Raw genomic sequence first — 26,494 nt, 5'->3', positions numbered from 1 at the left:
ATGTAGGAGATCAGAGTATCTTCTTCAGTTCGTCTGGAACTCCAGTGCTGGTTAGCACCCTCTGGAGGTTCGTGAGTCAATCATTGAACCACCCAAGTCGTAACATCGACTGGACTTAACCACCCCGGGAAGACTCCGGCATGTGCCAACAATCCTGAATCGTTGGGACCTGTACATTGAAGCCCGGAATCAAGTTTAATTGCGCACCCTGCCGCAACACCAAACATCACGGTGGGGTTTGAAAATGAAAGCTCTTTATAATTTGCCGCATTTGGAATCAATGTTGGAATTTTCAAAGCCGTCACTCCAACCAAACGAGAAAGCGTCGAACTCACTCCCCCCCAACATTTATATCCTACCGCAGTCTTTCCACAGCCGCCGTATTGTGCCAGCACCAGCGCCGAGTAAGCACTGGAATCCACCAATGCCGGTGTCAACAAAAGGGATGTGGAGTTTGAACCCGTCTGATAGTCACTTGATATACCCCAACAATATAAACTGTTGGCTCCATCACGTGTGGCACAAGTATAGCCAAATCCAACTGCTACAGAGGAATATAGATCCGTGGCACTGACAACTTGAGGAGTTGTGTAGTTCGCTGGCGTCGTGCCTCCGAGGCCAAGCTGAGAATTGGAGTTCCCACCCCAGCACTTCAGGTTTTTTGTTTCAGTAATTCCACAGGTATGCGACTCACCCCATCTGGAGACAGCGATATCGATATACTTGACACCAGAGTCAATAATAGCCGGATAACTTTTTGAAATGGCTGTCCCATCACCTAACTGACCATTATAATGCCAACCCCAACATTTCAAAACACCATCTTCTGTAATACCACAGGTCATGGAGCTACCTGCCGCGACCTTTCTATATTTAGTACCACCATCCACGACCACGGGAGTGACAAACACTGAAGCCGAATTCCCCGCGCCCACGACACCGTCAGAATTATTTCCCCAACATTTTAATGTACCATCAATCATAATTGCGCAGGCATGCCTACGACCGACTGAAACAAACTTGTAAGTCAGTCCCCGATCTAACACGACCGGACTGCTGCGAACGACTCCATTCATTCCGTCCCCCACGGAGCCAGCAGTTCCATTACCCCAACATTTCAAACGATCTTGGTCGTCAATCCCACATCCGAAGGAAGTGTTCACATCGACTTGCTTATAGCCTTGCCCATAATCTGTATCAACTAAAGGAGCACGATTGCTTTCAAAGCCATCTCCCACCCCATTGTTGGCATAGGATCCCCAACACTTCACTCGCTGATCTGTCGTCACCCCACAACTAAAATTATAGCCCGCAGACAGCACCGCGTAGGTTGCCGTATCCGTAACCAATGTTGGTGTTGTCTTATAGACAGTACTGTAATCGCTGCCATCGCCCAAGGCGCCTGCATCGAAGCTGCCTGTAATATTGCGCCCCCAACAAACAACTCTTTGCGAGACCTTACGAACGGCACAGGTATGGGAAGCCCCTGCCGCCACATTCAAATATGTGTTTGCCGCGTCTACGGCGACTGGATTCATTCTGGTTACAACCGTTCCATCACCAACCTGGCCATTAGTATTATAGCCCCAACACTTTAGAGCATCATTGATGTCGATGGCACAAACATGCGAACCCCCGGCACTGATGGATTTAAATGCGACCGCTGATATGAGCTTTGTTGGAACAAGGGCTGTATTGGTCGTGCCATCCCCCAACTGCCCCACGTTATTATAACCCCAGCAATAAACATCTCCCGCACTATCCAAAGCACAGGCATACGCCCCCCCTGAAGCGGAGACAGAGACGAAACTATTGGGATACGTCGTTGTATTTGATGTGATATTGGTGGGAGAAGTTACAACTCCCGTCAACAAGCCATTGCCCAGTTCTGCCGCGGCAGATGTTCCCCAGCAATAGATATCACCGCTCTTAATTCCGCAAATGGCCTTTCCTAGAATTGCTACATCGGAATAGCCAGAATCTACGTAAATAGGTGATAGATAACTTGTCGTCGATGTGTTCGCCAGTTGCTTATAAAAGTTATTTCCCCAACAATACAAATCACCATTTCCCAGGATTCCACAGGTATCCACGGAGGAGGCCACAACCTTGGCGTAAGAGCGACCGATATCAATATTCTTTGCCGTTAAACTCGCGGCTGTAGTTCCATCACCTAACACACCATTACTGGAATTATTCCCCCAACAGCGAAGACGGCCATCACTTAAAACTACACAGCGGGATAAATCACTGACCGAAAGACTAACAACAGAACCATGAAGGCCGTCCATATCAGCAATGGCAATTCGACTTTGATAGTCCTTACCGAAACGAATTAACGGGCTGCTCGTATAATGAAGATTCATCTGTATATATTTATTCTCGATGCTCGGATTATGAACCAGATTAAACGGAATATCGACTGTTGTAGGGTTGGCAGAGTTCGCCGGAATTGTGATATTACCTTCTGTCGCCAAGTCATGATCCACGCCATTCACGGCACTTCCGATCAGCCGATAATTGATGGTCACTGGATACGGCTTGGTTCCTGCCATGCGGATCTGAAATTTTTGCGGCATCGTACTTGATTCCAAGACGGCTTGTTCACGTTGAACAAAGGAGACATAAACTGGTGTTGTGTCGTAAATAAATGTCTCTGTGTTCGACACCACATTTGCCAGTCCTGCGGCATCTATGACTTTATTTGCAGGTAAAGTGATTGTTTTAGTTCCCGTTACCGAAGGACTCATCTGGAAAGTCCAAATAGTTCCAAATCCCATCAGAGTGCTAAGTTGCGCATTCGTTCCTCCCACCACATTAAAATCTGAAAGAGTCAAATCTGTGACAGGCTCACTGAAAACCACCGTAAAGCTCATCGGTGAAGAATACGAATAAGGTCCAATATCACTCGTGACTGTTGCAGTTGGCAGAGTGGTATCGCGGATACTCGAAACAGTTGATGACGCTTGTACAGGGTTTCCGGCACTATCCGTGATCGCAGCTGCAGGAATTTTGACACTGAAAACTCCCTCCCCCTGAGGGGTCAGAGTGATCGTATATGTCGTACCACTTCCAGAAATTGCAGCGGTTGTATTCACTAATGTCAAATCACTGACATCAAAGCCAGTGATGCTTTCGCTGAAAGTCGCTGTCACGACTACAGGTGAAGTCGTCGTGGTATAGAGAGCCAGCGTGGACAGTGTTACTGTCGGGACAATGGAGTCGTAGTTCTTCTGCAGCCATGACGATGCCAAAGATTGATTAGACGCAGAATCCTGTGCTGCATTTTCCACAACTCGAACCCTGAAGTTGCCCTCGGAAATCGGAGTCAGCGTAAAACTATAGCTAGCGCCACTGCCTGAAAAATTACTGATCAGGGCATTCTCAACTTCCAGATCCCCTGCTGAAAATCCCCCTACAGCAGCACTGAAGGACACATTCACGGTGATAGCAGAGTTCACATCATCGCCGGCCACCGAAGACAATGTCGACAAGGGACGATCATTATCGAAAATGACTGAGACGGAATTTGAAATCAGATTCTCATTTCCAAATAGATCCGTCATACGCCCTGCGGACAACGATATGGAGACCGTTCCGCTAGCCGAGGGAACCACTTCAAGATAAAAAACGGTACCGTTACCAGAAATTTGACTCAAACTTCCACCCGTAACTGCAAAATCACTTATTGCAATTTGACCTATCATCGGTTCACTGAAGGTGACCGAGAAATGCAACGGCGAGGTATTGGTCGGATCAATTCCCAAATAGCTGATGACCGCCGAGGGCTTAGTTTGATCATTTATGAAACTTAGAATATTTGATGACGGATTTTTTTCGTTGCGAGAACTTAAGACCGCATCCGCACGAAGCTGTACACTAACATTACCTTCTGCAATCGGATTCACTAAGATACGATAAATGGTGCCTTCACTGATTTCTTGAAGATCGGTGACCACACCATTGGTCAGGTCAAAGTCGGAAATATCCAGACCTTGCACGGGGGTATTGAATTCGACGTCGATACTCCACTGAGACAAATTGTTATTAGCGGCCGTTGTTGACGACAAATTGGCTTGTGGAGTTGGTGCTATAAGGCGGGCTAATTGTGCTGTGATCTTTAACGAAAGAGAGCATCCCGTAGATGAGAATGCAAAGACCATGACGACAACGCACCAGAGGTTCAGTCTTCGTTCCATAGTGAATCTATCGGGATACAAAACAAAGACTAAAGATTTTGTCGCATTTTTAGATCAGTTTATGGTTGCATTTTCGCTATGAGAATTTGCAACCATAAACTAATCGCAAGTTATAGATTGGAATTGAAAATCCAGGCTGCTTTTAAGGGGAATATCGCCGTCTTCGTTTTCCACTTCCGCCGTCAACGAGATGTCCAAAGGCATCGGGAAACTACGCCTTAAAGTTTTAAATCTCTTGAATGTGGACTCTACCGGATATTGCATACCTTTCGAGTTTAAGAACACAAGCGTCGGCGCCTTCATCATATCTACACAGTCGATTTTATTTTCTTTAATCAGACAAGAGCTGGGAGCTTGTTTCAATTGACTGTAGGTCAAAGACACCACGTCGGGATCCGCCACTCCCAGATTCTTGGCAAAGTTTTGCAAAGAATACTTTGCCCAATCACTTTTAGTATTAATATAGAACACGATCGCCGAAGCTGAGGATTTAAGCTTCAACTCGATATCCGCATTCGCGATACCATCCATAGACTCCGTCGTTCGCGCTAAATAGCACGACCCCAGATTCAATAGCTCAGGATCAACACCAAAAAATCTTGAAGAAATAGGATAAAGTCCCGTTTTTTCGATACGCATAAGACCCAGGATCTCGTGAATCGCCAAAGCTTGTTTGATCTTTTTAGAACCAATGGCTTTCCAACGCATGCGATTTATCAGGATCTTTTTTTCTTTAGGATAGTTCACCATCACGACTTGTTGAAGAACTCCATTTACTTCCAACTGCAGATTGTCGTCCACAGCTAGCACTTGCGCCACATCCACCATCTTCAAAGCCTCCGTAACAGAAAACAGCTTCGCAAGTTCGTCGTGCTCGCGCTTGATCTCGTCAAAACCCATCTTCGCTAACGTCTTAAACTCCAGGCCGACTTCGTCGCCGCCATAAGCCCCTTCGTTTCCACGAATAACTTTTCCTGGCTGAGCGAATGCAGATATTCCCACAAATAAACTCAGGGCTAACAAAAACGTTCTCATAATTCCCCTCGTGACGTAACCGGATAAAGTTGAATAGTTAAGTTGTACACCTCTTGCGGCGCACCCTTCGCCTCAAGCTCTGCAGTCAACTGACGGCGGAAATCTTTAATGCGATTAATGGCATAATCCATGTGCGTGGGATCAATCGCCATAGTCATGGAAGAAAAGTTGCGCACTTCCACCGGATCGTTTTCCAAGGAGTCGATCGCCTTATTTAAAAGCTCGCGGTGGAACTGACGAGTAAAGGTTGTCGAAATTTTATTCTCTACCTTTATCGACTTACCTGTTTGCTTCCAAACACCGGGCGTACTTTCAGCGAGCAAACCGATACTAACCAATCTCTCAAATGCATCTTTGGCTTCTTCTGTGGAGATTTTCAAACGACGGGCAATCCACTGAGGATTGAACTTCGCATCCTCCGTTTCAAACAAACTTAATATTGCGTAGTGAACCCAATTGGATAACAAACGAAATGTCTCAAGATCAACCGGGGTGTAATCGGCATCTAATCTTTGAAACTTGCTTTTTCGAGGACGAGAATTCAAGAGGATCGCAACGTCCTCCGGTGACAACGTCAGCCTATCAACCACCAATTGCCCGGCTTTACGCGAAAGCGGACGTTTTCCAGTTAGTACCAATGACAAAACCGTGTGACTCATTCCCAAAAATTTTGCGAACTGGCGCAAAGAATAGCGTGGATTACGTTGAATACGCTTCTCTAATTCACGGGCTAAAATAGAACATGGTGTAGGCCTTGTTTCGGCAGGACGCGCAGCTAGATTGACAGTCAAAGTGTTCCCCTCAGACCAGGTGTTTATGAAACTCGATTACAAAAGTAAACCAAATAGTCACAAGTGGTTTCAAAAATAAGGTACTTAAACAGCAGAAATGGGATTTAAAAGTATCCGAGTGGTTTCAAATTGCTATTGAAACCGCCTAGGGCTCACGACGAGTTGCGACAAATAAAGAAACGGACAAAAGCACAACTGAAACAACAATAACAACGGTACGATTCTCGACTCGCCACCACATCACTGACAGCGATACCAGAATCATGGCGATAGCTAAGATCTTAGCACGTCTTGCGATAGCTCTTTTCTGATCCCAGTCTTTTAATGCGGGACCAAACAAAGGCTGACGATAAAGCCACGCGTGGGCCTTGGGAGAGCTTCTGACAAAACAAAAAGCAGATAGAATTAAAAAAGGAGTTGTCGGAAGAATCGGCAGAAAGGCCCCTATTACTCCCAGAATCAAAGCCGTCATTCCCAGTACGAAAAGAATAGTTCTGAGTGCTGGGTTTTTGACGACTTCGGGCACAGGCGGCGTTCCTTTATCCTGCTGTTAGGAATACAGCAGAACACATAGTTGGACGCTTTAGCAAATGAACTTTATAAGCGATCGCTTTAAACATATCGATAAAACGGAAAGCCACAGCTTTGAAGGAGCCCTTCACATCTCCGAATTGGACACGCACAAAGCCCTTCACCACCGGAGACACCGTCACACGAATCAAAGACTGGCGTTCAAACTTATTGGTAAACGTCAATAGATCCGCCAATGGTGGAGGTGGCAAACCCAGGCTGCTGCTAAACCCTGCCGCAAAATACTCCGGAGAGTTCATGCTAAATCCCGGGATTGCAGGTGGATAAAAGGAGTGACCTTTTAAAGTTTCCGCACCTTCACGGTGCCCCATGGTCATGCCTACTTTACCAACCATTCCAATCACTGAAATTGCGGCTTTAGTATTATCAAATTTCTCAGAGTTATGGAAAATCTCAAACACAAAAGCTTTTTTATGTTTGTTCATCGCAAGGCTGAAGCCAACTTCTTCGGCTCCGCCAGCGCCCCGCTTTAAGACTCCGGTTTCGGCAACAATGCCCGCGGATACGCTCAAACCAAACTCGTTTGAGTCGATCAACAGAGGCGCCTGTGACCAAAGTTTATAGTCCATGCCTTTTAGGATACTTAGAACTGCTCTGTCACTTTTTTGCTTAAAGGTCAGATGCTCTTTTTCAATGACCGTGTCTTTCCCAAAGGCTTTTTTAACGTTCACTTTGACGAAACTTAAGCCATCGCCCACAAGGCTTCCGGCTCCCATTGCAAACTTTGTTGAATTCAAAATTCTTGCGGCATTTGTTAGGTATTGCAGACGCACTTCGCGGAAATGCTTTTTATGTTCATCTGAAAGCTGTTCATATGCCGCCAAGGGATCCACGTGCTCAATTCTCCCACCACGGGCTAGCATTTCGGCTCGCACTTTTTCCGGGATATTTAATCCCAAGGCTTCCTTCATCAATTCCACATCGGGATAGGCATCCAATGTATATGAAATTGTTTCCGAGATCTTAATAACGGTGTGAGTGTGGTCGGCATCTGCAACCTTGGCTGGCTCCAGAGTCTTTTCGACCAACTCCGTTTCAATAGATTCTTGTGGGGCCTTATCATCTGCAAACGCATAGAAGGCCGGCACCAGCATCAAAGTAATATAAATGAGAAAACGTACTGTGTTTTTCATATTCGCCATGATCCAAGCAAGAAAAAGACCACGCTTAAGGAGCGTTAACCTGTTGAATACTGGGACCGGGAATGTCTGATACCTAAACACTGTGACGAAAAGGGCCGTCTATATTGCTGCTGCCGAAATTTTGAACAGAACACAGAATGTTTTCAATGACTTGGTACTGTGTTTGAGTTCCGCGAGGTTCCTTTTACAGTCGCAATTTCTAAAAGGATATTTGAAATCATGCGAATGCTATTCCTGCTACTTCTGGTGAGCTCTTTGTTTGGACAAATCGCACAGGCGGCGATCTCTGAAGGTGAATACACCGAACTAATTGCCCTCTTCCAAAAGCACTATCCAGATATTCAGATTCAAGGTAGCTGGGACAATGACACGGTCAATGCTCAAGCCATGCGCTTTGATGACAGCAAATTGATTGTGATCTATGGGGGCTTGGCGCGTGAGCGCACGACAACACTGGACAGCTTCACCTTGGTGGTCTGCCACGAAGTTGGACACCACTTGGGTGATAAGCCTTATTTCCCATCCATGGCTGGTGTTCCTTGGGCCTCTGGTGAGGGTGCTGCTGACTACTACTCGATTCAATCCTGCTTTAATAAACTTGCCCCTGCTGTTGGCGAGCAGGCCGTAACTTTGCCAGCCGTGTATGAAAATGATTTGCGCCAAATTTGCTCGGGCCAATCCAACACTGCTATTTGCCGTCGCTCTTTGATAGCGGGACTTATCATTGCAAAACTTCAGTGGCAGGTTCTTCCCAATGAATCAAACGAACCAAGTTTGCAACGTAAAGACGATTCCATAGTGAAGTCGACTCTTTTGGATTATGGAAGTCCCCAGTGCCGTTTGGACACGTTCATTGCCAGTGCAACGTCGACTTCCCGCCCGCGTTGCTGGAGTCCTTAAGTTAAATAGTCCGATCCATTCAATGTTGAATCGCAAGTTGAAGGTTCCAATTGCCTAATCTTCCGGTAACCTATGTAATAATTGAATGGAATTTTTTGAAGCCATTCGAGCCCGAAGAAGTATTCGTAAGTACACTCCCGAAGCAGTTCCCTCTGATGTCATGGATAAAGCCCTTGATGCGGCTTTGCTGGCACCGAATTCGTCTAACATGCAAACCTGGCGTATTTACTGGGTTCACGAAGCAAGCACCAAGCGTGATATCGCGGTGGCTTGTATGAATCAAGGGGCTGCTCGCACGGCTCAAGAGCTGGTTGTTTTTATCGCAGATCCGATGACTTGGAAAGTTGCACAAGAGGCGAATTTAAAACACTTAGGCCCGGCCGCCCCGAATGCTGTTAAGTCTTACTATACAAAGCTAATGCCCTTGCTTTATTCCTGGCGAATTCTAGCTCCTGTGAAGTGGTTGATCTTCAATATAACCGGCCTGTTCCGCCCTGTGGTGCGCAAGCCCTGGTCTTCCCGTGACATCGAGGAAGTCGCGATCAAATCCACCGCCCTGGCGGCCGAAAACTTTATGCTCGCCATCAGTGCACAAGGGTTTGATACCTGCCCGATGGAAGGTTTCGATGAGCGACGTGTGAAAAAGATTTTGGGACTGGGTTGCCGCGCGCGTGTCGTGATGATCATCTCTGTCGGGCGCCGCGATCCCGAAGGGCTTTGGGGCGAACGCTTCCGCCTGCCAAAAGACGTGGTACTTAAAAAGATCTAGTCATTGCCGGTTTGCAGTCGATGTCGTCATACAAATATGTCGGTTGCACACAGCCACCCATGCAAGGGTGCAAGTCTTTGGAAAATCTTTGAGTCTTTCTGCAATTATGGATCAGATGAAGTAAAAATGAAATCCTAAGGAGTTCAAATGAAAAATCTAAACCGACTTCTGCTTTCGTCTTTTCTGTTTGTCTCGACTTCTGCCTTCGCAGAAAATGCCCCGATAACCTGCGCGATCCAAACATTCACAGGCAACTACGTGACAGCTGTCGGCGGAGGGGGGCGCATTGTTGACGTCATCCACACAGATGCCACCCGAATCGGCTCTTGGGAGAAATTCACCTTAGTGGATTCTGGTTCCGGTCAATCCGTCATAGAATATGGTATTCAAACCAAAACGGGGAACTTTCTAACCGCTGTTGGTGGCGGAGGAAGAATTACCGACGTCATTCATTCTGATGCCACGCAAATCCGTGATTGGGAAAAATTCAAATTTATTTCATTGGGCTTTGGGGTCTATGCGATTCAGACCAAAACCGGTAATTACGTAACGGCCGTGGGTGGAGGCGGAAAAATTGTCGATACCATTCACACAGACGCCACAAGAATTGGAAAGTGGGAAAAATTTCGCCTGAACTGCGATATCTCCCTCCAATAAATAAAAAACCCACAGTTTCTTTCAAACTGTGGGTTTTGAACATTACGGAACAAAAAGATCTTCGGCTTAAAGGCCGCGGATCAAGTTCAGGGCGGAGCCAGCGCGGAACCATTTCAATTGTTCTGCGTTGTATGTGTGCTTCGCTTCGATGGTCTCTGTAGAGCCATCAGCGTGCTTCAAGATCATTTTCACAGGTTTGCCTGGAGCTAGATCTTTAAGGTCTACCAATGAAACTTTGTCTGCTTCCTGGATCTTGTCGTAATCTTTTGGATTAGCGAAAGTCAGAGCCAACACACCTTGTTTTTTCAAGTTCGTTTCGTGGATACGAGCGAAAGACTTCGTGATAACTGCCGTCGCGCCAAGATGTCTTGGGCACATAGCTGCGTGCTCACGGGAAGAACCTTCACCGTAGTTTTCGTCGCCAACGATGATCCAACCTTTGTTGGCTTTTTGGTATTGGCGTGCGATTTGCGCGAACTCGATACCAGTTTCGCCAGTCAGTTGGTTTTTACCTTTACCGATTTCACCTGAGAATGCGTTATCCGCACCCAACAACATGTTGTTAGAGATGTTGTCCAAGTGACCACGGTAGTTCAACCATTTACCACCCGGAGAGATATGATCCGTTGTGCATTTGCCTTTTGCTTTCGCAAGAACCAAATTATCAACGAAGTCGTTACCATCCCATTTAGTGAACGGAGAAAGAAGTTGCAAACGGTCTGAAGAAGGATTCACAGCCACTTGAGCTGTAGCACCTGCTGGTTTTTGGTAACCTTCAGTGTCAGCGATGAAACCTTTAGCTGGAAGCTCTGGAGCCACTGGAGCTTGCAATTTGATAGAGCCTTTTGGACCTGTCAATTCGTCAGTGATCGGATTGAAATCCAAACGACCTGCAAGACCCAACGCCATGACGATTTCAGGACTTGCGATGAACGCCAAAGTCTCTGGATTCGCATCGTTACGTGCGCGGAAGTTACGGTTGAAAGAAGTTACGATTGTATTCTTCTCGCCCGACTTGATGTCGTCACGTCTCCATTGACCGATACAAGGACCGCAAGCATTTGCAAGAACTGTAGCGCCCACTTCGTTGAATGTCGCCATTTGGCCGTCACGTTCAATAGTGTTTTGGATTTGTGTTGAACCTGGAGAAACCAAGAATGGAGATTCCATTTTCAAACCAACTTCCATCGCTTGTTTAGCAACGAAAGCTGCTCTGCCGATATCTTCGTAAGAAGAGTTCGTGCAAGAACCGATCAACGCAGAAGAAATCTTAACTGTGTAACCTTTTTCAGCCACTTCTTTTTTAAGTGCAGAAATTGGACGAGCCAAGTCTGGAGTATGAGGACCCACCAAGTGTGGCTCAAGCGCAGACAAGTCGATTTCGTAAACTTCGTCGAAGTATTTGCCTGGGTTTGCGATAACGTCAGCATCAGCAGACAAAAGATCTTTGTGAGCATCAGCAACTGCAGCCAACTCGTGGCGGCCTGTTGATTTCAAGTAAGCGCCCATGCGGTCATCGTACGGGAATACAGAGCAAGTTGCGCCAAGCTCAGCACCCATGTTTGTGATTGTCGCTTTACCAGTACAAGAGATTGAAGAAGTACCTTCACCGAAGTACTCAACAACTTTATCCGTACCACCTTTAACAGTCAGCATTCCGCAAAGTTTCAAGATAACGTCTTTTGCAGAAGCCCAACCGCCAAGTTTGCCTTTAAGGTGGACACCGATCAATTTTGGATTTTTAACTTCCCAAGGAAGACCAACCATTACGTCAGAAGCGTCAGAACCACCGACACCCACAGCACACATACCCAAACCACCCGCATTCGGAGTGTGAGAGTCAGTACCGATCATCAAACCACCTGGGAAAGCGTAGTTTTCAAGGATGACTTGATGAATGATCCCAGCGCCTGGTTTCCAGAAGCCGATGTTGTAACGGGAAGAAGCTGTTGCCAAGAAGTCATAAACTTCTTTGTTGGTTTGGTTGGCAACTGTCATGTCCACGCCAGAACCTTTGTAAGCTTGGATCAAGTGGTCACAGTGAACTGTGGAAGGAACGGCTGCTTCATCTTTGTTCGCAAGCATGAACTGCAACAAAGCCATTTGCGCTGTCGCATCCTGCATTGCTACGCGGTCTGGTCTAAGTAGCAAGAAACTTTCGCCACGAACCAATTCTTGATTTTGAGGATCGTCCAAGTGACCGAAAAGGATTTTTTCTCCAAGAGTCAAAGGACGGTTCAATCGTTTACCAACAACTGCGATACGCTCAGCTGTCTTCTTGTAAACGTTCTGCACCATTTCAGGTGTCGTTTCGATTTTAGAAGCCATTGTAATTGCCTTTCTGTAAAGAACGCCACATCCTAATGAAAATCAGTTGAAAGCTCAACGAGTTGAACACCTTGTCACGAGGCATAAATTTGAACTCTCACCTCTTTAAAAACATCGTTATTTTAACCGGCGCCGGCATTTCTGCCGAGTCTGGCATTCGTACTTTTCGCGATCAGGATGGACTTTGGGAAGAACATCGCATCGAGGACGTGGCGACTCCCGAGGCTTTTCATCGCGACCCCGCTCTGGTTCAGCGATTTTACAATGCGAGACGCGCTCAACTGAAAGATCCAAATGTGCTGCCAAATGCCGCTCATTTCGCTCTGGCAGAGCTGGAGCGGGCTTGGGAGGGTTCCTTTTTGTTGGTCACGCAAAATGTCGACAATCTGCATCGAAGAGCCGGTTCACAAAACGTTCTGCACATGCATGGCCGCTTGGATCAGATCCGCTGCCTGTCATGCGAAGAAACGATGGTTTGGGAAGAGGATCTTGAAGTAAATGAGAGTTGCCCTCAATGTGGCATCAGGGGCGCATTGAGACCTGATATCGTTTGGTTTGGCGAGATTCCCCATTACCGGGACGAGATCTATGAGGCTTTGGAAAAGGCTGATTACTTTATTTCGATCGGCACCAGCGGCAATGTTTATCCTGCGGCGGGGTTTGTGCAACTTGCTTGGAAAGCGCGCAAGATTGAAATCAACTTGAAAGACACGAATATCTCGCAAGACTTTACTGAGCACCTTATGGGGCCCGCCTCTGTCGAAGTTCCGAAGCTCGTTAGCCAAATATTGGGGGAACCATGTTGAAACTTGCACTTCTTTTGACTCAAGTATTGTTTGCGGCTCCTCAGACTAAAAACATTAATGGCGACTATGTGAAGGCTTGCCATCTGATGGAGGATGACTCGTTGATCACGAATCTTTCGATTCAGGATACTCGCTGGACGTTTTCCCATGTGGCTTACGAAGATGACAAGTGCACCAAGGCTTACCTGGTTTACGAACTTCAATACAAAGTAAAAGCGGTCGATCGTTTTATCGACATGACAACGGTGCAGGCCACTTACACCAGTCTCACCGATGGCGTGACGGAGGCTTTGAACATGATCAATTGGTGTGGGTTTTCAGACTGGAAAACCGGCACTGCTAGGACTGTGAATGGTCTTGTTTGTGACGAATACAAAGTGCCCGACGAGGGCGAGATTCTATATTCAACCTATCAAGTGAAGGCGAAAGAGCCTTTACAAATATTTATGGGCACGGCCAGCAGTGATCTGGATGGGAAAACTCCCCAATCCCGATACCAACTGACCGAACGATTTCCCTTTGAAAAACACGCGACTTACCAAGCAGAATAGCAGCGAGCTTCCGTGATCACTTAGCTCTCCCGTTTCAACGTACCAAATTTACAAAAAATCCGTTCGGTCTTTCAAAAACCGGCAAAAGTTTTTTTTGCAAGGAGTCAGTGGTATTTGTCTCGGATTGAAACGCCGGGATGAATCTGATGATTACTTTTGTCTAAAAAATTCCCGAACTCATTTATGGATCATGGGAAACACCGATAAGTACACCATAGAACACTTGATCGTTTTTGGGAACTCTATGGGCAAATTGACGTTGGTAAAATCATTTTCAGCCAAATCTTCGGTCGCCGCAGTACTTGTGGTGTTAGCCCTCATCTTGCCTGCGTGTACTATGGAACTGGGTATAACTGAGATGGCCTCGTTCGGCCCCTTCACTGCCAAAAGCAGCACCGATGGTAAAATCAACGAAACCAATTTAACGTCCGCGACCTTCGTCGGGTACTGCAAAGTTCAAAGCCAAATCGTTATTTCTTCGAACCTGGTTCCGAACCTGGCAACGTTCACTTGTGCCGCTGAAAGCCCTTGGACTCAAACAGTGGATTTGAGCGCTTTGCCAAGCACTTACATCGGCCAACTTACCTTTAAGGCGACAGCTATTTCCGGCGAGGAGCAAACCAAAATCGTCGACATCAATCTGGATAACATTCCACCGACGATTGCGCTTAACACTCAGCCGGTTGTGAATTCTGTGAATCAAGCTGCTTATCCTGTCAGTGGATCTTGTTCTGAAGACGGCGAAGCGGTCGCTATTAATATCAGCGGAGTTACTAAATCCACTCCGTGCTCATCTGGAGCCTTCGCGACCACTTTGGATCTGACCTCATTAAGTGGAACTTCGGTGGTGATCTCGGCGACTCATGCGGACCCTGCTGGTAACTCCAGATCTGCGACGGCATCCGTGGTACGTCAGACTGCGATTCCAACTTTGACTTCATTCACTATCAACAATGACGACGCGACTACAACATCAGCTTCAGCAACTCTGAATGCGAGTGTGACTGGCGCGACTCAGATGTATATCTCTAATTCTGCAGGTTGTACTTCCGGTGGTTCATGGGTTGCGTATGCGGCATCGTCTGCATGGAATTTGCCTAATTCCAACACGACCAACACCGTTTATGCAAAATTCCGCGACAACTGGGGCAACGAAACAGTTTGTGCGAGTGATTCTATTCTATTGGACGACGCAGCCCCAACACTTTCAATCACTTCCCCACTGGCGGGAGCTTTCGTAACAAGCGCTAACGTTTCTGCATTCACTATCAGTGGTTCTTGCTCGGAAAATGCGCGCTCGATTACGCTGACTGGTCCAAACAGCTTTACTGCAACAACGACTTGTAACGGAACTTCGTTTTCGGCAATTCTGAATGTGGGAGTGATCGCACAAGGCGACTTCCAATTGGATGCGGCGATTTCAGATGCGGCGGGAAATTCCGCAACTGCTACTTCCCCGCTCTATCATAAGGACACTGTGGCGCCTACGGGCTCCATTTCCATCCATGGTGGTGCCGCAACGACTTCTAATCTGCTTACGTCCCTGACACTTACATATAGTGAAGCCGGCCAAATGTATGTGACCAACACTGCGGGCTGTTCTGCCAATGGTACTTGGGAAACTTCGGCTGCGAGCAAATCCTGGACTCTGCCAACGTCAGGTGCTTCTAACACTGTTTATGCGAAATTTAGAGATGCTGCTGGCAATGAATCCCCATGCTATTCCGACGACATCACTCACGTGATTACGCTGGCTACAGTTTCCCTGGCATCCCCTGCAGCAGGAAGTTATATCAACCTGGGTAATGCCAATGCATTTACGGTTTCTGGTGCTTGTTCTGAGGCTGGCGAAAACGTGACGATCGCAGTAGCTGGACTTGCGGATTCTACAGTGGCTTGTTCTTCAGGTGCTTGGACAAAAACTTTGAATGTGTCTTCTTTAACTGACGGTTCGATTAGTTTTACTATTTCTCACTCGACTGCAACTTCTGCGGTTCAGTCCTTCACTAAAGAGACTGTGGCGCCGGTGATTAATTCATTCACTATTAATAGTGGTGCGGCCTATACTTCTTCTTTAAGTGCGACTTTGGATATTGATGTGACTGCTGCTACCGAAATGTATATCACTGACTCGGCCCTTTGTCTGACTGGTGGCTCTTGGGAAACTTATGCATCCAGTAAATCCAGAACTCTTGCGACTGCGAATGCGATTAATACTGTTTATTTCAAAGCGCGTGATACTTATGGTAATGAATCGAACTGCGTTTCTGATTCAATCACTCATGATTCAGTAATTCCAACGGTAACTATTACCGGTTCCGTAGCTGGCACTTGGATCAATAATACCAACAAGTCCTCTTTCCCAATGAGCGGTACTTGCTCCGAGATTACGAAAACTATTGTCCTGACTGTGACCAGCACTGCGATCACTAAAAATACAACCTGTAACGCTACCTCTGGTGGAACTTGGTCAACCACAGTTAATATGAGCACATTGGCTGACGATGCTGTCACTCCGTATGAAATCGTAGCGACTAGTACTCGCACTAGTGGCAATTCTGCTTCAGCATCTGCATCCTACTATAAAGATATCGTGTTACCAGCGGTTCCAACACTAAGCAATACGCCGGCATTCGCAGATGCAGCGATGAACATCACAGTTGTCAGCTCTGGAGCAACACAGTACCAATACTTTGTTATCCTACCTGGTGATATTGTCACAACTTGTACTTCAGGCTCTACGTTCTCTGGTTCCAAAATTTCTATCGCGACGCCGATCACTGATACAATGACTTCAACAGGGACCTATAAAGTTTGTACGAAAGCTTGGGACGACGCTACCAACTCGGCCACGGTAAGTTCAGCGACTTCCTTCGTGCACGACTCTCAAGGCCCGCAACTGCTGTCAGTGACTTCAAGTGCTGCTGATGGTGTGTATGACGTGGGTGCGACGATTCCAATCAAAGTAACCTTTGACGAAAACGTAACTGTTACCGGTACTCCGCAGTTGACGCTAGAGACAGGGACGACTGACAGAGTTATCAATTACACTTCAGGCACAGGAACTCCCACGTTAACTTTCAACTACGTTGTTCAAAGTGGCGATGAGTCTACGGACCTGGATTACGTCAGTACTTCTTCTTTAAGCTTGAACGGTGGAACTCTAAAAGACTCCTATGGACAGGATGCCAACATCACCTTGCCAACTCCGGGCAGCACATTGTCTTTGGGAGGACAAAAAAGTATCGCCCTTTCTGTGACAACGGGACTTACTCCGGTTGTGACGGGCTATCTGACGGGCATTAATTCGGAAACTTACTTCGCTGCTACTGTAAGTGGATCTAACATCACACACTATAAATACGCGGTCATCACATCCGGCACCTGCGCCACAGCCACTTACGGTTTCGCCCAACCCAAGGCTTCACTGCTTACCTATAGCCCAGGTGCGGATGGTCCTTATAATTTATGTGTCATCGGCGGAAGCTCATCGACCACATTCCAACCTGCAACAGATGCACTAAGCTTCCCTTGGGTGAAAGAAAGTCTTTCATTAGTAGGGATAACGTCGCCAGCACAAAATCGTGTGATTGAAGGCGGTGCTGATCAAACGATCACGGTTACGATGTCTTCTGCGAAAAACTATGACATCGACGTTTACTATAAAGTCAGCGGTGATGCGGTAAATCCGACGAATCACAATATTGCCTCTGGCACTATCACGTTCCCTGCCGGATCAACCACACAAAACATCACAGTTTCTTTCCCTGACAATGCTGTCGTTGAAGGGGAAAAACTTTTGACCTTCTATATCACAGGTTCAAATTCTAATGTGATGTCTGTTGCAGAAAAATATATTGCGCAATACTTCATTAAAGACAACGACAGCAGTTTGACGATCACCGACTTTAAAATGAGCACCATGACAGCCTGCTCTATCACCAGCGACAATACACTTCGCTGCCTGGGCCACAATGGCAGAGGTACTTTAGGTAACGGCAATACGGTTTTCCAATCCTTTGCTAATGTTGTTACTCCGGGAACGGGGTATGCATCAGTCTCTGTTGGTCGAGAAATGACATGTGCAATTACCACATTGGGTGCGCTTTACTGCTGGGGTGACATTGAGGGAGTTGCCACGACTGTGACCACTCCGATGTTAATAGACGCCGCCAACAGCTACTTATCCGTAGCCGTAGGAAATCGACACGCGTGTGGTATTACCACTGCAAACAAACTTCGCTGCTGGGGCCGAAACGTCAGTTATCAATTGGGCGATGGAACCAACGTCAGTAAGGCTGCTGTCTCCATCGATGCGACCGAAGACTATAAGTTCATTACGGCTGGAGCTTTCAATACTTGCGGTATCACTTCAAATGACGTCCTAAAATGTTGGGGCGAAAGCACAAATTATGCTGGCGGCACGGGTACCTTGATTCAAACTCCAACTATTATTGATTCAGGTGTCGCCTATAAAGCGGCTTCAATCGGAACGAGCCACGCATGTGGTATCACAACAGCTGGAACTATGAAGTGCTGGGGCGCCAACGTTTCAAGTCAATTGGGTGACGGCACCACGACGACTTCGATGACTCCGGTTGTGGTTGATAGCACTCCTGCTTATACGAAAGTTTCTGTCAGCCAAACATTGAACACGATCAAGAACAACGACTTTACGTGTGCGTTGACTGTGGCGGGAACGGTGAAATGTTGGGGTTATAACAACAATCAACAACTTGGCGACGGTAGCTACACATTGCGCAGCACTCCTGTCCTAAGTGACAGTGGTGCCTTGTACACTTCCATCGAGGTTTCCGGTCACCGCTCCTGCGGTATTACTTCCGATGGTGCGCTAAAATGTTGGGGCGCCATGGAAACGAACGCAAATTTTTATCACTACGGCATGCAAGGCCAATACTACTTGGCTCGCTTTACGACGGTGCAACCCGAATTCAATTTCACGCAGTACTCGGGCTTCAACTACTTCGGTGGCGAGATTGGCAACCGCATATGCGGTATCGCAAGCAACAAACTTTATTGCTGGGGCAGTAACGACACGACAAACAGCTTTTCCGGGGATCGCACGTCGACTGCAAATCGCAGAACAGCGCCAATTCTGATTGATGCTAATACCAACTATGCATCTATCACCGACAACCATCAGCAGGATACTTGCGCCATCACGACCGATGGATACATTAAATGCTGGGGATACAATCGCTATGGTGAATTCGGCACTGGCATAGGCGTAGGATATTTCGCGAAAAGACCAGTCATTATCGACAACTTCAATAGGTATTCAAAGGTTGCCTCCCAATACGAAACGATTTGCGGAATCACTCAAACAGGAGTTCTGAAATGCTCAGGCGGAAACGATTCCTATCAGCTGGGCGATGGTACGACGACTCATGCAACCACCATGACGACAGTAGATCCAGGCGTTACATATAAAGACGTCGCCCTTGGGCAGAGTCACGTTTGTGGCATCACGACTTCCGATGTTCTTAAATGCTGGGGTGGCAATTCCCAAGGCCAAGTTGGTGTGGGCAATACTTCAAATGTAACTACTCCCACCGTTGTTGATTCCGGCGTTTCCTATAAAAAAGTTATCTCTGGCGCCAGCTGGAATTGCGCCATCACCACTGCTAATAAATTGAAATGCTGGGGGGCAAATGGCGTCAACCAATTGGGCACAGGGGATACTTCAAACAAACTGATTCCAACCGTGATTGATTCAGCTCGGGACTATATGGATGTCAGTACCTCATGGTCTAGTTCCTGCGCTCTTGAGACCTCCGGCAATATGCGTTGTTGGGGTAGCGCCAGCGGCCATATCGGCTTGGCAACTGGAAGTTACGAAAGCGGTATAACCAATGCTGTAACAACTCCCCAACCCGCAGACCCCGGAGTGACTTATAACAAAGTATTTGTGCGCCAAGGTGCCGTTTGCGGTATTACGACTGGCGGTGACACACGTTGTGCCGGCAGATTCATCGGAGCTAATTTGGGAACTCCAGATAGCGGTGTGATCGGAATTTCGTCGGCTGATACACAAGCCGGTGTGATCCATATGCCTACCTATATGCAAAAGTGGTTCGGTCTCTAAGAAATTCTTTTCAACAGTTAATACAAAAAAAGCCGGATCGCTCCGGCTTTTTTTATTCTTCTTTTGCTGAGATCAATTCGCTGATTACTTTTTTGGCCCGTTCGATGTTTTGCTTCATCGTGGACTTTTCTTTTAAGCTTCCCAGCATCTCGTCAGGGGCAAAAGACATCGTTTGGAATACTTCAAAAGTCTTCGTGATCTCGTCCCCGTGATCGCGACGCAGACTTGGCGGGATCTGGGTCATCAGGTCTTCAACTTTTTGCGAAGCCCCCGCCTCGCCTGCGACCTGTCCTAACACCATATAAAAGATGTTGGTCATCTCGGCGCCGACCTTGCGGTAATCATCTTTACCCAGGGCTTGATCCACCACTTTGTAGCGCTTGTTCACTTGCTCTTTCAAAGTACGACGACGACGTCCCCAACCAAATTCACGCTGTGCTTTCACCATTAATGCCGCAATCACACCGGAATAAATCATCAACCACAACCACGGACGCGCAAGGACGCTTGCCTGAGTTGACGGTTGCCATGCCATAATCACATCCGGAAGCTTATCCACCACTTGCGGAGCGGCTGCAGGCTGTGTCCCACCGGCCATGCGCTGAGAAGAACCCACTGGAGCATTCGGATTATTCACGATCTTCAAAGTGATCGGCTCGGTTTTCTTCGTATAGTACTTGGCCGTCACGGGATCAAACATGCTGACACTTAAGCCCGGGAATACCACGTCGCCTTCCTGACGCGGAATCAAAAGAACTTCGAATTCCTTATAGGCGCGACCATTTTTAAAAAACTTGGAATCAGATTTAGTGTCGTACTGCTCAAGCCCCGCTGGCAATGTCATCGGTGGTAAATCGATCAACTTCGCATTTCCCGCACCTTCAAAACGGACTTTCAGGCTTACCGGCTGATTAACTGGAAAGTTTTGACCTTCAACAGTCGCATGCACATCGAACTGTCCCACGGCACCGGAAAAATCAGCAGGTCGTCCTTCCACTGGCAATGGTTTTACTTTAATTGGAACATTGGCAGAACTTTTAGTGTATTCGTAGGGTTTACTCATCATGCCGTACTGGCTAAGCAAACGAACGCGGGATTTAATCTTGTACGGATCAATCGTTGAAGTTCCAGCTTTGATCGGAAACAACGCGTGGGAGGCAAGCAGAGCTTTTTTCCACGCCACCCCTCCCACATTCACCTCGTAGAACTGAATGCTTGGCACTTCTTCGATGATTTCTTTCCAGAAGCCTCTTAGATCCGGAAACTTCAGACGATCCAGAGTCTCCATCTGACCGCGAGTATAAATGTACCAATTTACCGTAACTTGTTCACCTTCAAACACTTCAGTCTTATCCACCTCAACACCAATAAAGAATGCTTCATTGGGATTCGTTGGCAGACTTCGGAACGCAGGATTTTCGATTGTACTGGATGAACCTTGACCACCAAACTGATCATCCGGCATACCACCGCCATGTTGCTGTTGCATTTGTTGCATCAGACGTTGGCGTTGCTGCAAAAGCTGGTTGAACATTTCTTCTTCAGCGCGGTCCATGGATTCAAAGGGATCATCAAAGCCCGGCATTTGTGGTCGGCGTGGCATTTGACGTTGGCTGCCGCCCTGAATCGTGGCACCCGTCGCTGCAACTTTAATAACGATCGGCTGAGTTCTGAATACTTTGCCACCGACGACGACTTCAAAAGACGAGACACTCAAGGTGCCTTGGCGCTTCGGCGTCAGTATGAAGCTATAATCCTTGCGGCGCTGAGTTTCAAACTGCATTCCACCGGGACCAGGGACAAGCTTTTGCGCGACCGCGGTGGAAGTACTGGTATTTAGAAGTTCAAATCCATCCAACTCGGGAACACGGGGATCCTGAATATCCAGATCATCAGCAGTTACAGCTGAAACTGTAACGGTAAACGTATCGCCCATGCGCATTTCATTGCGATCGACCACCGCATTCACTGTGGTGCCCGCGGCTCCTGCCATTACGGCAGTCAGGAAAAAATTTAGAAAGATGATAAGACTACCAATCTTTGTCACGAGGCTGCTCCTTAGATTCTTTGCGATTATAGTCAGACCGGATTTTTCCTTCCTGCTGCTTAATCTCTCCCAGGATTTTCTTTACATCACTTTCAGAAAGCTCTTTGCCGGCAAAGGGACGAGGTTTGTACTTCGGAGTATCCTGATACTTTTTTTCCTTTTGTTCCTGGCCGTCTTTTCCGTCCTGGTCTTTTTGATCTTGTTCTTTATTCTGATCACCTTGTTGGCCCTGCTGCTGCTGATCGCCTTTTTGATCCTGCTTTTGGTCCTTGTTTTCACCCTGACCGCCACCGCCACCCTGTTGCTGCTGAATCAGAAGCTCAATGTTGGTTTTGGCTTCCTTACTTGCAGGAACAATTTCCAAGGCTTTTTGATACAGAGCAATCGCTTCGTCCACTTTTTTGGCTTTACCCAAAAGCTGGGCTTCATTAAAGCGCGCGACAAATTTCAATTCAGCATCTTGAGTGCTTTCAGCCAGTCGCCCCGCTTCCGCATAGGACTGCTGGGCTTTATCCGCCTGCTGAAGACCCTCGAAGGAAAGACCCAAATTACTATGCAAGCGCGCCAGGAATGGATTGTATCTTAAAGCCTCGATGTACTTTTCATTCGCGGCCTGGAAGTTTTGCTTTTCCAAAAGCGCATTGCCTTCGCGGTTCACGGAAATGGCTTTCAAATGCGGTTGATCACCACATCCTGTAAGACCCAAAAGAATAGAAAGTAAAATTAAACTTCTCATTCTGCAGGCACCTCGAAGCGGCCTTTCCAGAAACGGAAGCCTTTGCGCCTTTCACCGATAAACAGTTCTAACATCGCAACAACAATCCCCATCAACAACAAGATCTGAAAGCGCTCTTCGTATTGAGTCGCCATCGTCGTGTCGAATTGAGTTTTTTCCAGGTTATTGATGTCTTCAACCAGGTGTTTCACCTGATCGCCACCGACGGTGGAAGTATAAAAGCTGCCCTTGCCGGATTCAGCTAACGCTCTTAGCGCATCACCTTTAACTGTCGTGATAATAGTTTGGCCTTGACGGTCTTTTTTATAACCTTTTAAAAAGCCCATTCCATCACGCACCGGGATCGCGCCACCTTTTTCAGTTCCGTAGGCAATAGAAAAAATACGTGTGCCATCTTCAGCCAGTTTTTTTGCAGCTTCCAGTGCTCCCGGCTCGTGGTCTTCCCCATCCGACGCAATCAAAATCACGCGAGTGACTTTAACCGTGTCATCCGTAGAAACACCACCGCGTTCAAACGCCTCTTTGGCGCTACTTAAAACATCTTGAAAATTAGTCCCTTGAGTTGAAACCGAGTTCGTATCCAAAGCATCCAGATACATCTTTACCGCACCCGGATCGTTCGTAAGAGGTGACAACAAGGCGGCAGTTCCCGCAAAGGCCATCACACCGATTTTATTCCCCGGCATCTGGTCAACCAAGCGTGAAAGTTCGGTTTTCGCCTGAGCCAAACGGTTGGGCTTCACGTCCTCGGCCATCATACTTTCAGAGACGTCGACGGCAAAAATGATTTCCACACCTTCGCTTTTGACTTCCTGTTTGCTTTGACCGAATTGTGGTCTTGCCAATGCCAGAACAAAAAAGAATACGGTCAACACCTGCAAAACTGTTTTAATCCGGCGTTTTTGTTGCGACACCGAACTCGAAAGGAACGGATACAGTCTGGAGCCAATGGCATTTTGCATCGCCTTTTTAGCGCGACGATCAAAGAAATAACCAATGATGATAATGGCCGGAATGATCCACAGATAGTTAAAAGCTGCCATGTTTTCAAATCTAAACATTACGGCACCCTCCTTAACCACGTGCGACCCAACAACAATCCTGCCAAATACAGAATAATTCCCAATACCAAGTACGGTGGGTATTTCTCTGTGTAGTTAGTGAACTTGTTAATATCGATTTTAGTTTTTTCTAACGAGTCGATGTCTTTGAAGACACCTTTCAGGGAGTCTTCCTTGGAAGCACGATAGTACTTACCACCCGTTTGACTTGCCATACGACCCAAAAGATCTTCATTCACAGTGGAATCAAATGGCTGGTAAGTTTTTACTTTTTGTCCAAAGATATCGCGAGAGTAAATTGGGATGCGCGTGGGACCGTCTTTACCGATACCGATGGAATAGATCTTAATGCCGTAACCTTTGGCGATCTCCAGCCCCGTCTCCGGATCGATGGTGCCCGAGTTATTCTCACCGTCCGTCATAAAGATCACGACGCGGCTTTTCGCCTGGGAATCTTTTAAGCGGCCCGCCGCATTTGCCAAAGCCACACCCAGTGCGGTTCCGTCCTTAATGCGGGCACTCGCAGCTGTGGTAATTTCATCAACGCGGGAAAGAATCAATTGATAGTCCAAGGTTGGCGGCACCAGAGTGAAAGACTCCCCGGCAAAGATCACCAAACCAATTCGGTCAGAACTACGACCGCTGATAAATTGCTTGATGGTTTCTTTCGCCGCTTCCAAACGATTCAAAGGTTTCATGTCCTCGATCAACATGGAATCTGAAATATCCAGGGCGATGACGATGTCGATACCTTCAACGTTTTTCTTAATCTTCGTGTTCATTTCCTGGGGACGGGACAATGCGAAAATCGCAAAGACGATACCCAAGACTTTTAATAGCATTGGCACATTCAGTAAGCGTGTGCGCAAGCTTGGCGTGACAGTTTTTAAAACTTGCACGGTTCCGAACTGCAATGTCGGTGTTTTCGTGCGCTTATGCCACAACACCCAGATCACGACGGCGACCAGGGGAAGAATCAACCAATAAGCCAGCGGAGAATGAATCGTCATGATAAACGCTCCATATCTTCCACCAACAAGCGGGCACGCTTGGAAAGATTCAGGATATCTGATTTGCTAAGCTTGGCTTTATCCTCGATCGCGTGCTGGAATTCTTTAACCAGCTTTTCCAACTCATTCCCTGTATCCTGATAAACTTTCGGATGATACTTCTTAAGATCCTTTAAAATCAGACGCGGGCTCCACTCCAGGGCCGGAATTTTATAGCGGCGAGTGATGTAAAGCTTCAGCATGTGACGAGTGTCATCCAATGCCAAAGGCACATCTTCAGCATTGGGCGTCCCACCGAAAAACACGGTATTAGTTCGCTGCATGCGGCGAAGTCTTTGATGAAATTCAGCAATCGGAGAAAGTGCGGAATCGTGCTCTTTTAAGCGCTCGATAGTTTTACGACGCTGAACGGAGCGGAAAATCTTAGTCGCCACAAAAAGAGCAATCACGCCCAAGACCAGGGCAAGTCCAATCCAATAAATCGGCGGCACCGGAATATTCAACGGCCCGATAGGACCGAACGGTTCCTGCTTCGGAGGTTGCTCACCCGGATTTGCTGGAGGTTGTGGCGGAGGCAAAACACTGACCAGTTGAAACTGCACAGCTCCCAAATCCACGGTCAAAGTGCCATCAGTCAGTTGCAGGTTATCGAACTTGACCGGCATCCCGGCTGTGTAGGAAACGACTTTTAAATCCGCCTGAGTTGGCGAACGAAATTCAAAGCTTTGCAGTTTAAGTGAATACTTTTGCTCAGGCTGCAGCACCAATTGAAGCTTATCCTGTTGCAGTTCACGGGGGAATTCCCCATCGCAAACCAGAAAAAACTCCCGACCGACGGTAAGTTCCCCGTCTTTCAGTCCATCAAGATTTGGAATTTCAACTTTACACTGGATTGCTGCCATTATTTTCTCTTCTTAAAAAACGCCACCAGGGGATCAATGAAATCATTGCTGGATTTTACATCCACCCGATCCACCTGGGATTTACGAAGCAATTTATCACGGGCCTCTTTACGCACCTGCACCGCTTGTTCGTATTCTTTTCTAAAACTTGCTGACGACGTATCCACCGTAAGCACTTCGCCGGTCTCGGCATCCTGAACTTCAATCACACCCATGCTGGGTAGCGAGTATTCGGCGGCATCATTCACCACACAGGCCACCACATCATGCTTACGCCCCAACAGGCGCAGACTTTGATCAAAGCCCTCGTCCATGAAGTCGCTGAACAAGAATATAGTCGCGCGTTTTTTTAACGCCCCCTGCAGGAAGCTAAAGCCATTGGAAAGTTTGGTGTTATGACTTTTTGGTTTAAAGTAATAAAGATCACGCAGCAAACGCTGCACGTGACCGCGGCCTTTTTTAGGTGGAACGAAATGTTCGACCTGATCACTGAATAACAACAAGCCCACTTGGTCATTGTTTTTCACAGCGGAAAAAGCCAAAAGGGCTGCCATATGAGTCATCACTTCGCCCTTGAAATAAGGCCCCGTTCCGAAATCACTGGAGCCACTGACATCGACCGCGATGATCAAGGTCAGCTCACGCTCTTCTTCGAAAGTTTTGATAAAAGTTTTTCCCGTGCGCGCCGTTAGCGGCCACGAGATCGAGCGCACGTCATCGCCCGGTACGTACTCCCGGAAGTCCGCAAAGGTCATACCCTGCCCCTTGAAGGCAGTATGGTATTCACCCGCAAAGAGGTTGTTCACAAGTTTCCTTGTGTTCAACTCTAGGAGTTTGACCTTTTTTAAGACCTCTGGAGGCAA

At 47.3% G+C, this 26,494-nt stretch carries 18 protein-coding genes; 6 read left to right on the top strand and 12 right to left on the bottom strand.

The features are described from left to right. Positions 1-80: 80 nt before the first annotated feature. From ACLVWU_RS04985 to ACLVWU_RS04965, 5 genes are all read right to left on the bottom strand, one after another. Complete coding sequence (locus ACLVWU_RS04985; protein ID WP_413577800.1) at positions 81-4,199, bottom strand: Ig-like domain-containing protein; 4,119 nt, start codon at positions 4,197-4,199, stop codon at positions 81-83. Positions 4,200-4,298: 99 nt separating this feature from the next. Beyond that, on the bottom strand, positions 4,299-5,234 hold the full coding sequence (locus ACLVWU_RS04980; protein ID WP_413577799.1) for a hypothetical protein: 936 nt from the start codon (positions 5,232-5,234) through the stop codon (positions 4,299-4,301). Further along, entirely contained in the window at positions 5,231-6,025 is a 795-nt protein-coding gene (locus ACLVWU_RS04975) for a DUF4423 domain-containing protein (RefSeq protein WP_413577797.1), read from the bottom strand. Before ACLVWU_RS04975 ends, ACLVWU_RS04980 begins: the two co-directional genes overlap by 4 nt. Positions 6,026-6,170: 145 nt before the next feature. Beyond that, a complete protein-coding gene (locus tag ACLVWU_RS04970) occupies positions 6,171-6,551 on the bottom strand; it encodes a YbaN family protein (protein ID WP_413577796.1) in 381 nt (126 codons plus the stop codon). Positions 6,552-6,564: 13 nt separating this feature from the next. Next, positions 6,565-7,749 carry a hypothetical protein gene (locus ACLVWU_RS04965; RefSeq protein ID WP_413577795.1) on the bottom strand — a complete coding sequence of 395 codons (1,185 nt, stop codon included), beginning with the start codon at positions 7,747-7,749 and terminating at the stop codon, positions 6,565-6,567. A 228-nt stretch (positions 7,750-7,977) separates the two neighbouring features. Between ACLVWU_RS04965 and ACLVWU_RS04960 the strand changes: the two genes are divergently transcribed. From ACLVWU_RS04960 to ACLVWU_RS04950, 3 genes are all read left to right on the top strand, one after another. Continuing rightward, on the top strand, positions 7,978-8,658 hold the full coding sequence (locus ACLVWU_RS04960; RefSeq protein ID WP_413577793.1) for a hypothetical protein: 681 nt from the start codon (positions 7,978-7,980) through the stop codon (positions 8,656-8,658). Between the two features lie 85 nt (positions 8,659-8,743). Next, positions 8,744-9,427, top strand: a complete 684-nt coding sequence (locus ACLVWU_RS04955) for a nitroreductase family protein (RefSeq protein ID WP_413577791.1) — start codon at positions 8,744-8,746, stop codon at positions 9,425-9,427. A gap of 147 nt (positions 9,428-9,574) precedes the next feature. Next, positions 9,575-10,084 carry a fascin domain-containing protein gene (locus ACLVWU_RS04950; RefSeq protein ID WP_413577789.1) on the top strand — a complete coding sequence of 170 codons (510 nt, stop codon included), beginning with the start codon at positions 9,575-9,577 and terminating at the stop codon, positions 10,082-10,084. Between the two features lie 66 nt (positions 10,085-10,150). Here the strand turns inward: ACLVWU_RS04950 and ACLVWU_RS04945 are convergent, their stop codons facing one another. Then, the gene (locus tag ACLVWU_RS04945) at positions 10,151-12,412 is read right to left on the bottom strand and encodes an aconitate hydratase (RefSeq protein WP_413577788.1); all 2,262 of its coding nucleotides are present in this window, start codon (positions 12,410-12,412) and stop codon (positions 10,151-10,153) included. Positions 12,413-12,501: 89 nt separating this feature from the next. Between ACLVWU_RS04945 and cobB the strand changes: the two genes are divergently transcribed. The 3 genes from cobB (at position 12,502) to ACLVWU_RS04930 (ending at position 19,875) form a co-directional block, all read left to right on the top strand. Then, complete coding sequence (gene cobB / locus ACLVWU_RS04940) at positions 12,502-13,218, top strand: Sir2 family NAD+-dependent deacetylase (RefSeq protein ID WP_413577787.1); 717 nt, start codon at positions 12,502-12,504, stop codon at positions 13,216-13,218. Next, entirely contained in the window at positions 13,212-13,769 is a 558-nt protein-coding gene (locus tag ACLVWU_RS04935) for a hypothetical protein (RefSeq protein ID WP_413577786.1), read from the top strand. The genes cobB and ACLVWU_RS04935 overlap by 7 nt, the downstream gene beginning before the upstream one ends. Positions 13,770-13,959: 190 nt before the next feature. Continuing rightward, positions 13,960-19,875: a hypothetical protein gene (locus ACLVWU_RS04930; RefSeq protein ID WP_413577785.1), complete on the top strand. Its 5,916-nt coding sequence runs from the start codon at positions 13,960-13,962 to the stop codon at positions 19,873-19,875. 52 nt (positions 19,876-19,927) lie between these two features. Here ACLVWU_RS04930 and ACLVWU_RS04925 read toward each other — a convergent pair whose 3' ends face one another. From ACLVWU_RS04925 to ACLVWU_RS04900, 6 genes are read right to left on the bottom strand one after another with little or no spacing between them, the layout of a single operon-like run. Beyond that, positions 19,928-21,922: a BatD family protein gene (locus tag ACLVWU_RS04925; protein ID WP_413577784.1), complete on the bottom strand. Its 1,995-nt coding sequence runs from the start codon at positions 21,920-21,922 to the stop codon at positions 19,928-19,930. Then, the gene (locus tag ACLVWU_RS04920) at positions 21,906-22,658 is read right to left on the bottom strand and encodes a hypothetical protein (protein ID WP_413577783.1); all 753 of its coding nucleotides are present in this window, start codon (positions 22,656-22,658) and stop codon (positions 21,906-21,908) included. Before ACLVWU_RS04920 ends, ACLVWU_RS04925 begins: the two co-directional genes overlap by 17 nt. Continuing rightward, entirely contained in the window at positions 22,655-23,719 is a 1,065-nt protein-coding gene (locus tag ACLVWU_RS04915) for a vWA domain-containing protein (RefSeq protein WP_413577782.1), read from the bottom strand. The genes ACLVWU_RS04920 and ACLVWU_RS04915 overlap by 4 nt, the downstream gene beginning before the upstream one ends. Next, on the bottom strand, positions 23,719-24,729 hold the full coding sequence (locus ACLVWU_RS04910) for a vWA domain-containing protein (RefSeq protein WP_413577781.1): 1,011 nt from the start codon (positions 24,727-24,729) through the stop codon (positions 23,719-23,721). Before ACLVWU_RS04910 ends, ACLVWU_RS04915 begins: the two co-directional genes overlap by 1 nt. Further along, positions 24,726-25,631, bottom strand: coding sequence for a hypothetical protein (locus tag ACLVWU_RS04905; RefSeq protein ID WP_413577780.1), 906 nt, complete (start codon positions 25,629-25,631; stop codon positions 24,726-24,728). The genes ACLVWU_RS04910 and ACLVWU_RS04905 overlap by 4 nt, the downstream gene beginning before the upstream one ends. Beyond that, positions 25,631-26,437, bottom strand: coding sequence for a DUF58 domain-containing protein (locus ACLVWU_RS04900; protein ID WP_413577778.1), 807 nt, complete (start codon positions 26,435-26,437; stop codon positions 25,631-25,633). The genes ACLVWU_RS04905 and ACLVWU_RS04900 overlap by 1 nt, the downstream gene beginning before the upstream one ends. Positions 26,438-26,494 lie beyond the last annotated feature (57 nt).

Source organism: Bdellovibrio sp. HCB290 (assembly GCF_047305925.1).
GTDB lineage: Bacteria > Bdellovibrionota > Bdellovibrionia > Bdellovibrionales > Bdellovibrionaceae > Bdellovibrio.
The sequence above is the reverse complement of the archived record's forward strand: the minus strand, read 5'-3'. Positions and strand labels throughout refer to the sequence as shown.

Bases quoted from the DNA above. Each gene is read 5' to 3' on its own strand.
- ACLVWU_RS04985 (WP_413577800.1), bottom strand. From the start codon at position 4,199: ATGGAACGAAGACTGAACCTCTGGTGCGTTGTCGTCATGGTCTTTGCA.
- ACLVWU_RS04980 (WP_413577799.1), bottom strand. From the start codon at position 5,234: ATGAGAACGTTTTTGTTAGCCCTGAGTTTATTTGTGGGAATATCTGCA.
- ACLVWU_RS04965 (WP_413577795.1), bottom strand. From the start codon at position 7,749: ATGAAAAACACAGTACGTTTTCTCATTTATATTACTTTGATGCTGGTG.
- ACLVWU_RS04960 (WP_413577793.1), top strand. From the start codon at position 7,978: ATGCGAATGCTATTCCTGCTACTTCTGGTGAGCTCTTTGTTTGGACAA.
- ACLVWU_RS04955 (WP_413577791.1), top strand. From the start codon at position 8,744: ATGGAATTTTTTGAAGCCATTCGAGCCCGAAGAAGTATTCGTAAGTAC.
- ACLVWU_RS04950 (WP_413577789.1), top strand. From the start codon at position 9,575: ATGAAAAATCTAAACCGACTTCTGCTTTCGTCTTTTCTGTTTGTCTCG.
- ACLVWU_RS04945 (WP_413577788.1), bottom strand. From the start codon at position 12,412: ATGGCTTCTAAAATCGAAACGACACCTGAAATGGTGCAGAACGTTTAC.
- ACLVWU_RS04935 (WP_413577786.1), top strand. From the start codon at position 13,212: ATGTTGAAACTTGCACTTCTTTTGACTCAAGTATTGTTTGCGGCTCCT.
- ACLVWU_RS04930 (WP_413577785.1), top strand. From the start codon at position 13,960: ATGGGAAACACCGATAAGTACACCATAGAACACTTGATCGTTTTTGGG.
- ACLVWU_RS04920 (WP_413577783.1), bottom strand. From the start codon at position 22,658: ATGAGAAGTTTAATTTTACTTTCTATTCTTTTGGGTCTTACAGGATGT.
- ACLVWU_RS04915 (WP_413577782.1), bottom strand. From the start codon at position 23,719: ATGTTTAGATTTGAAAACATGGCAGCTTTTAACTATCTGTGGATCATT.
- ACLVWU_RS04910 (WP_413577781.1), bottom strand. From the start codon at position 24,729: ATGACGATTCATTCTCCGCTGGCTTATTGGTTGATTCTTCCCCTGGTC.
- ACLVWU_RS04905 (WP_413577780.1), bottom strand. From the start codon at position 25,631: ATGGCAGCAATCCAGTGTAAAGTTGAAATTCCAAATCTTGATGGACTG.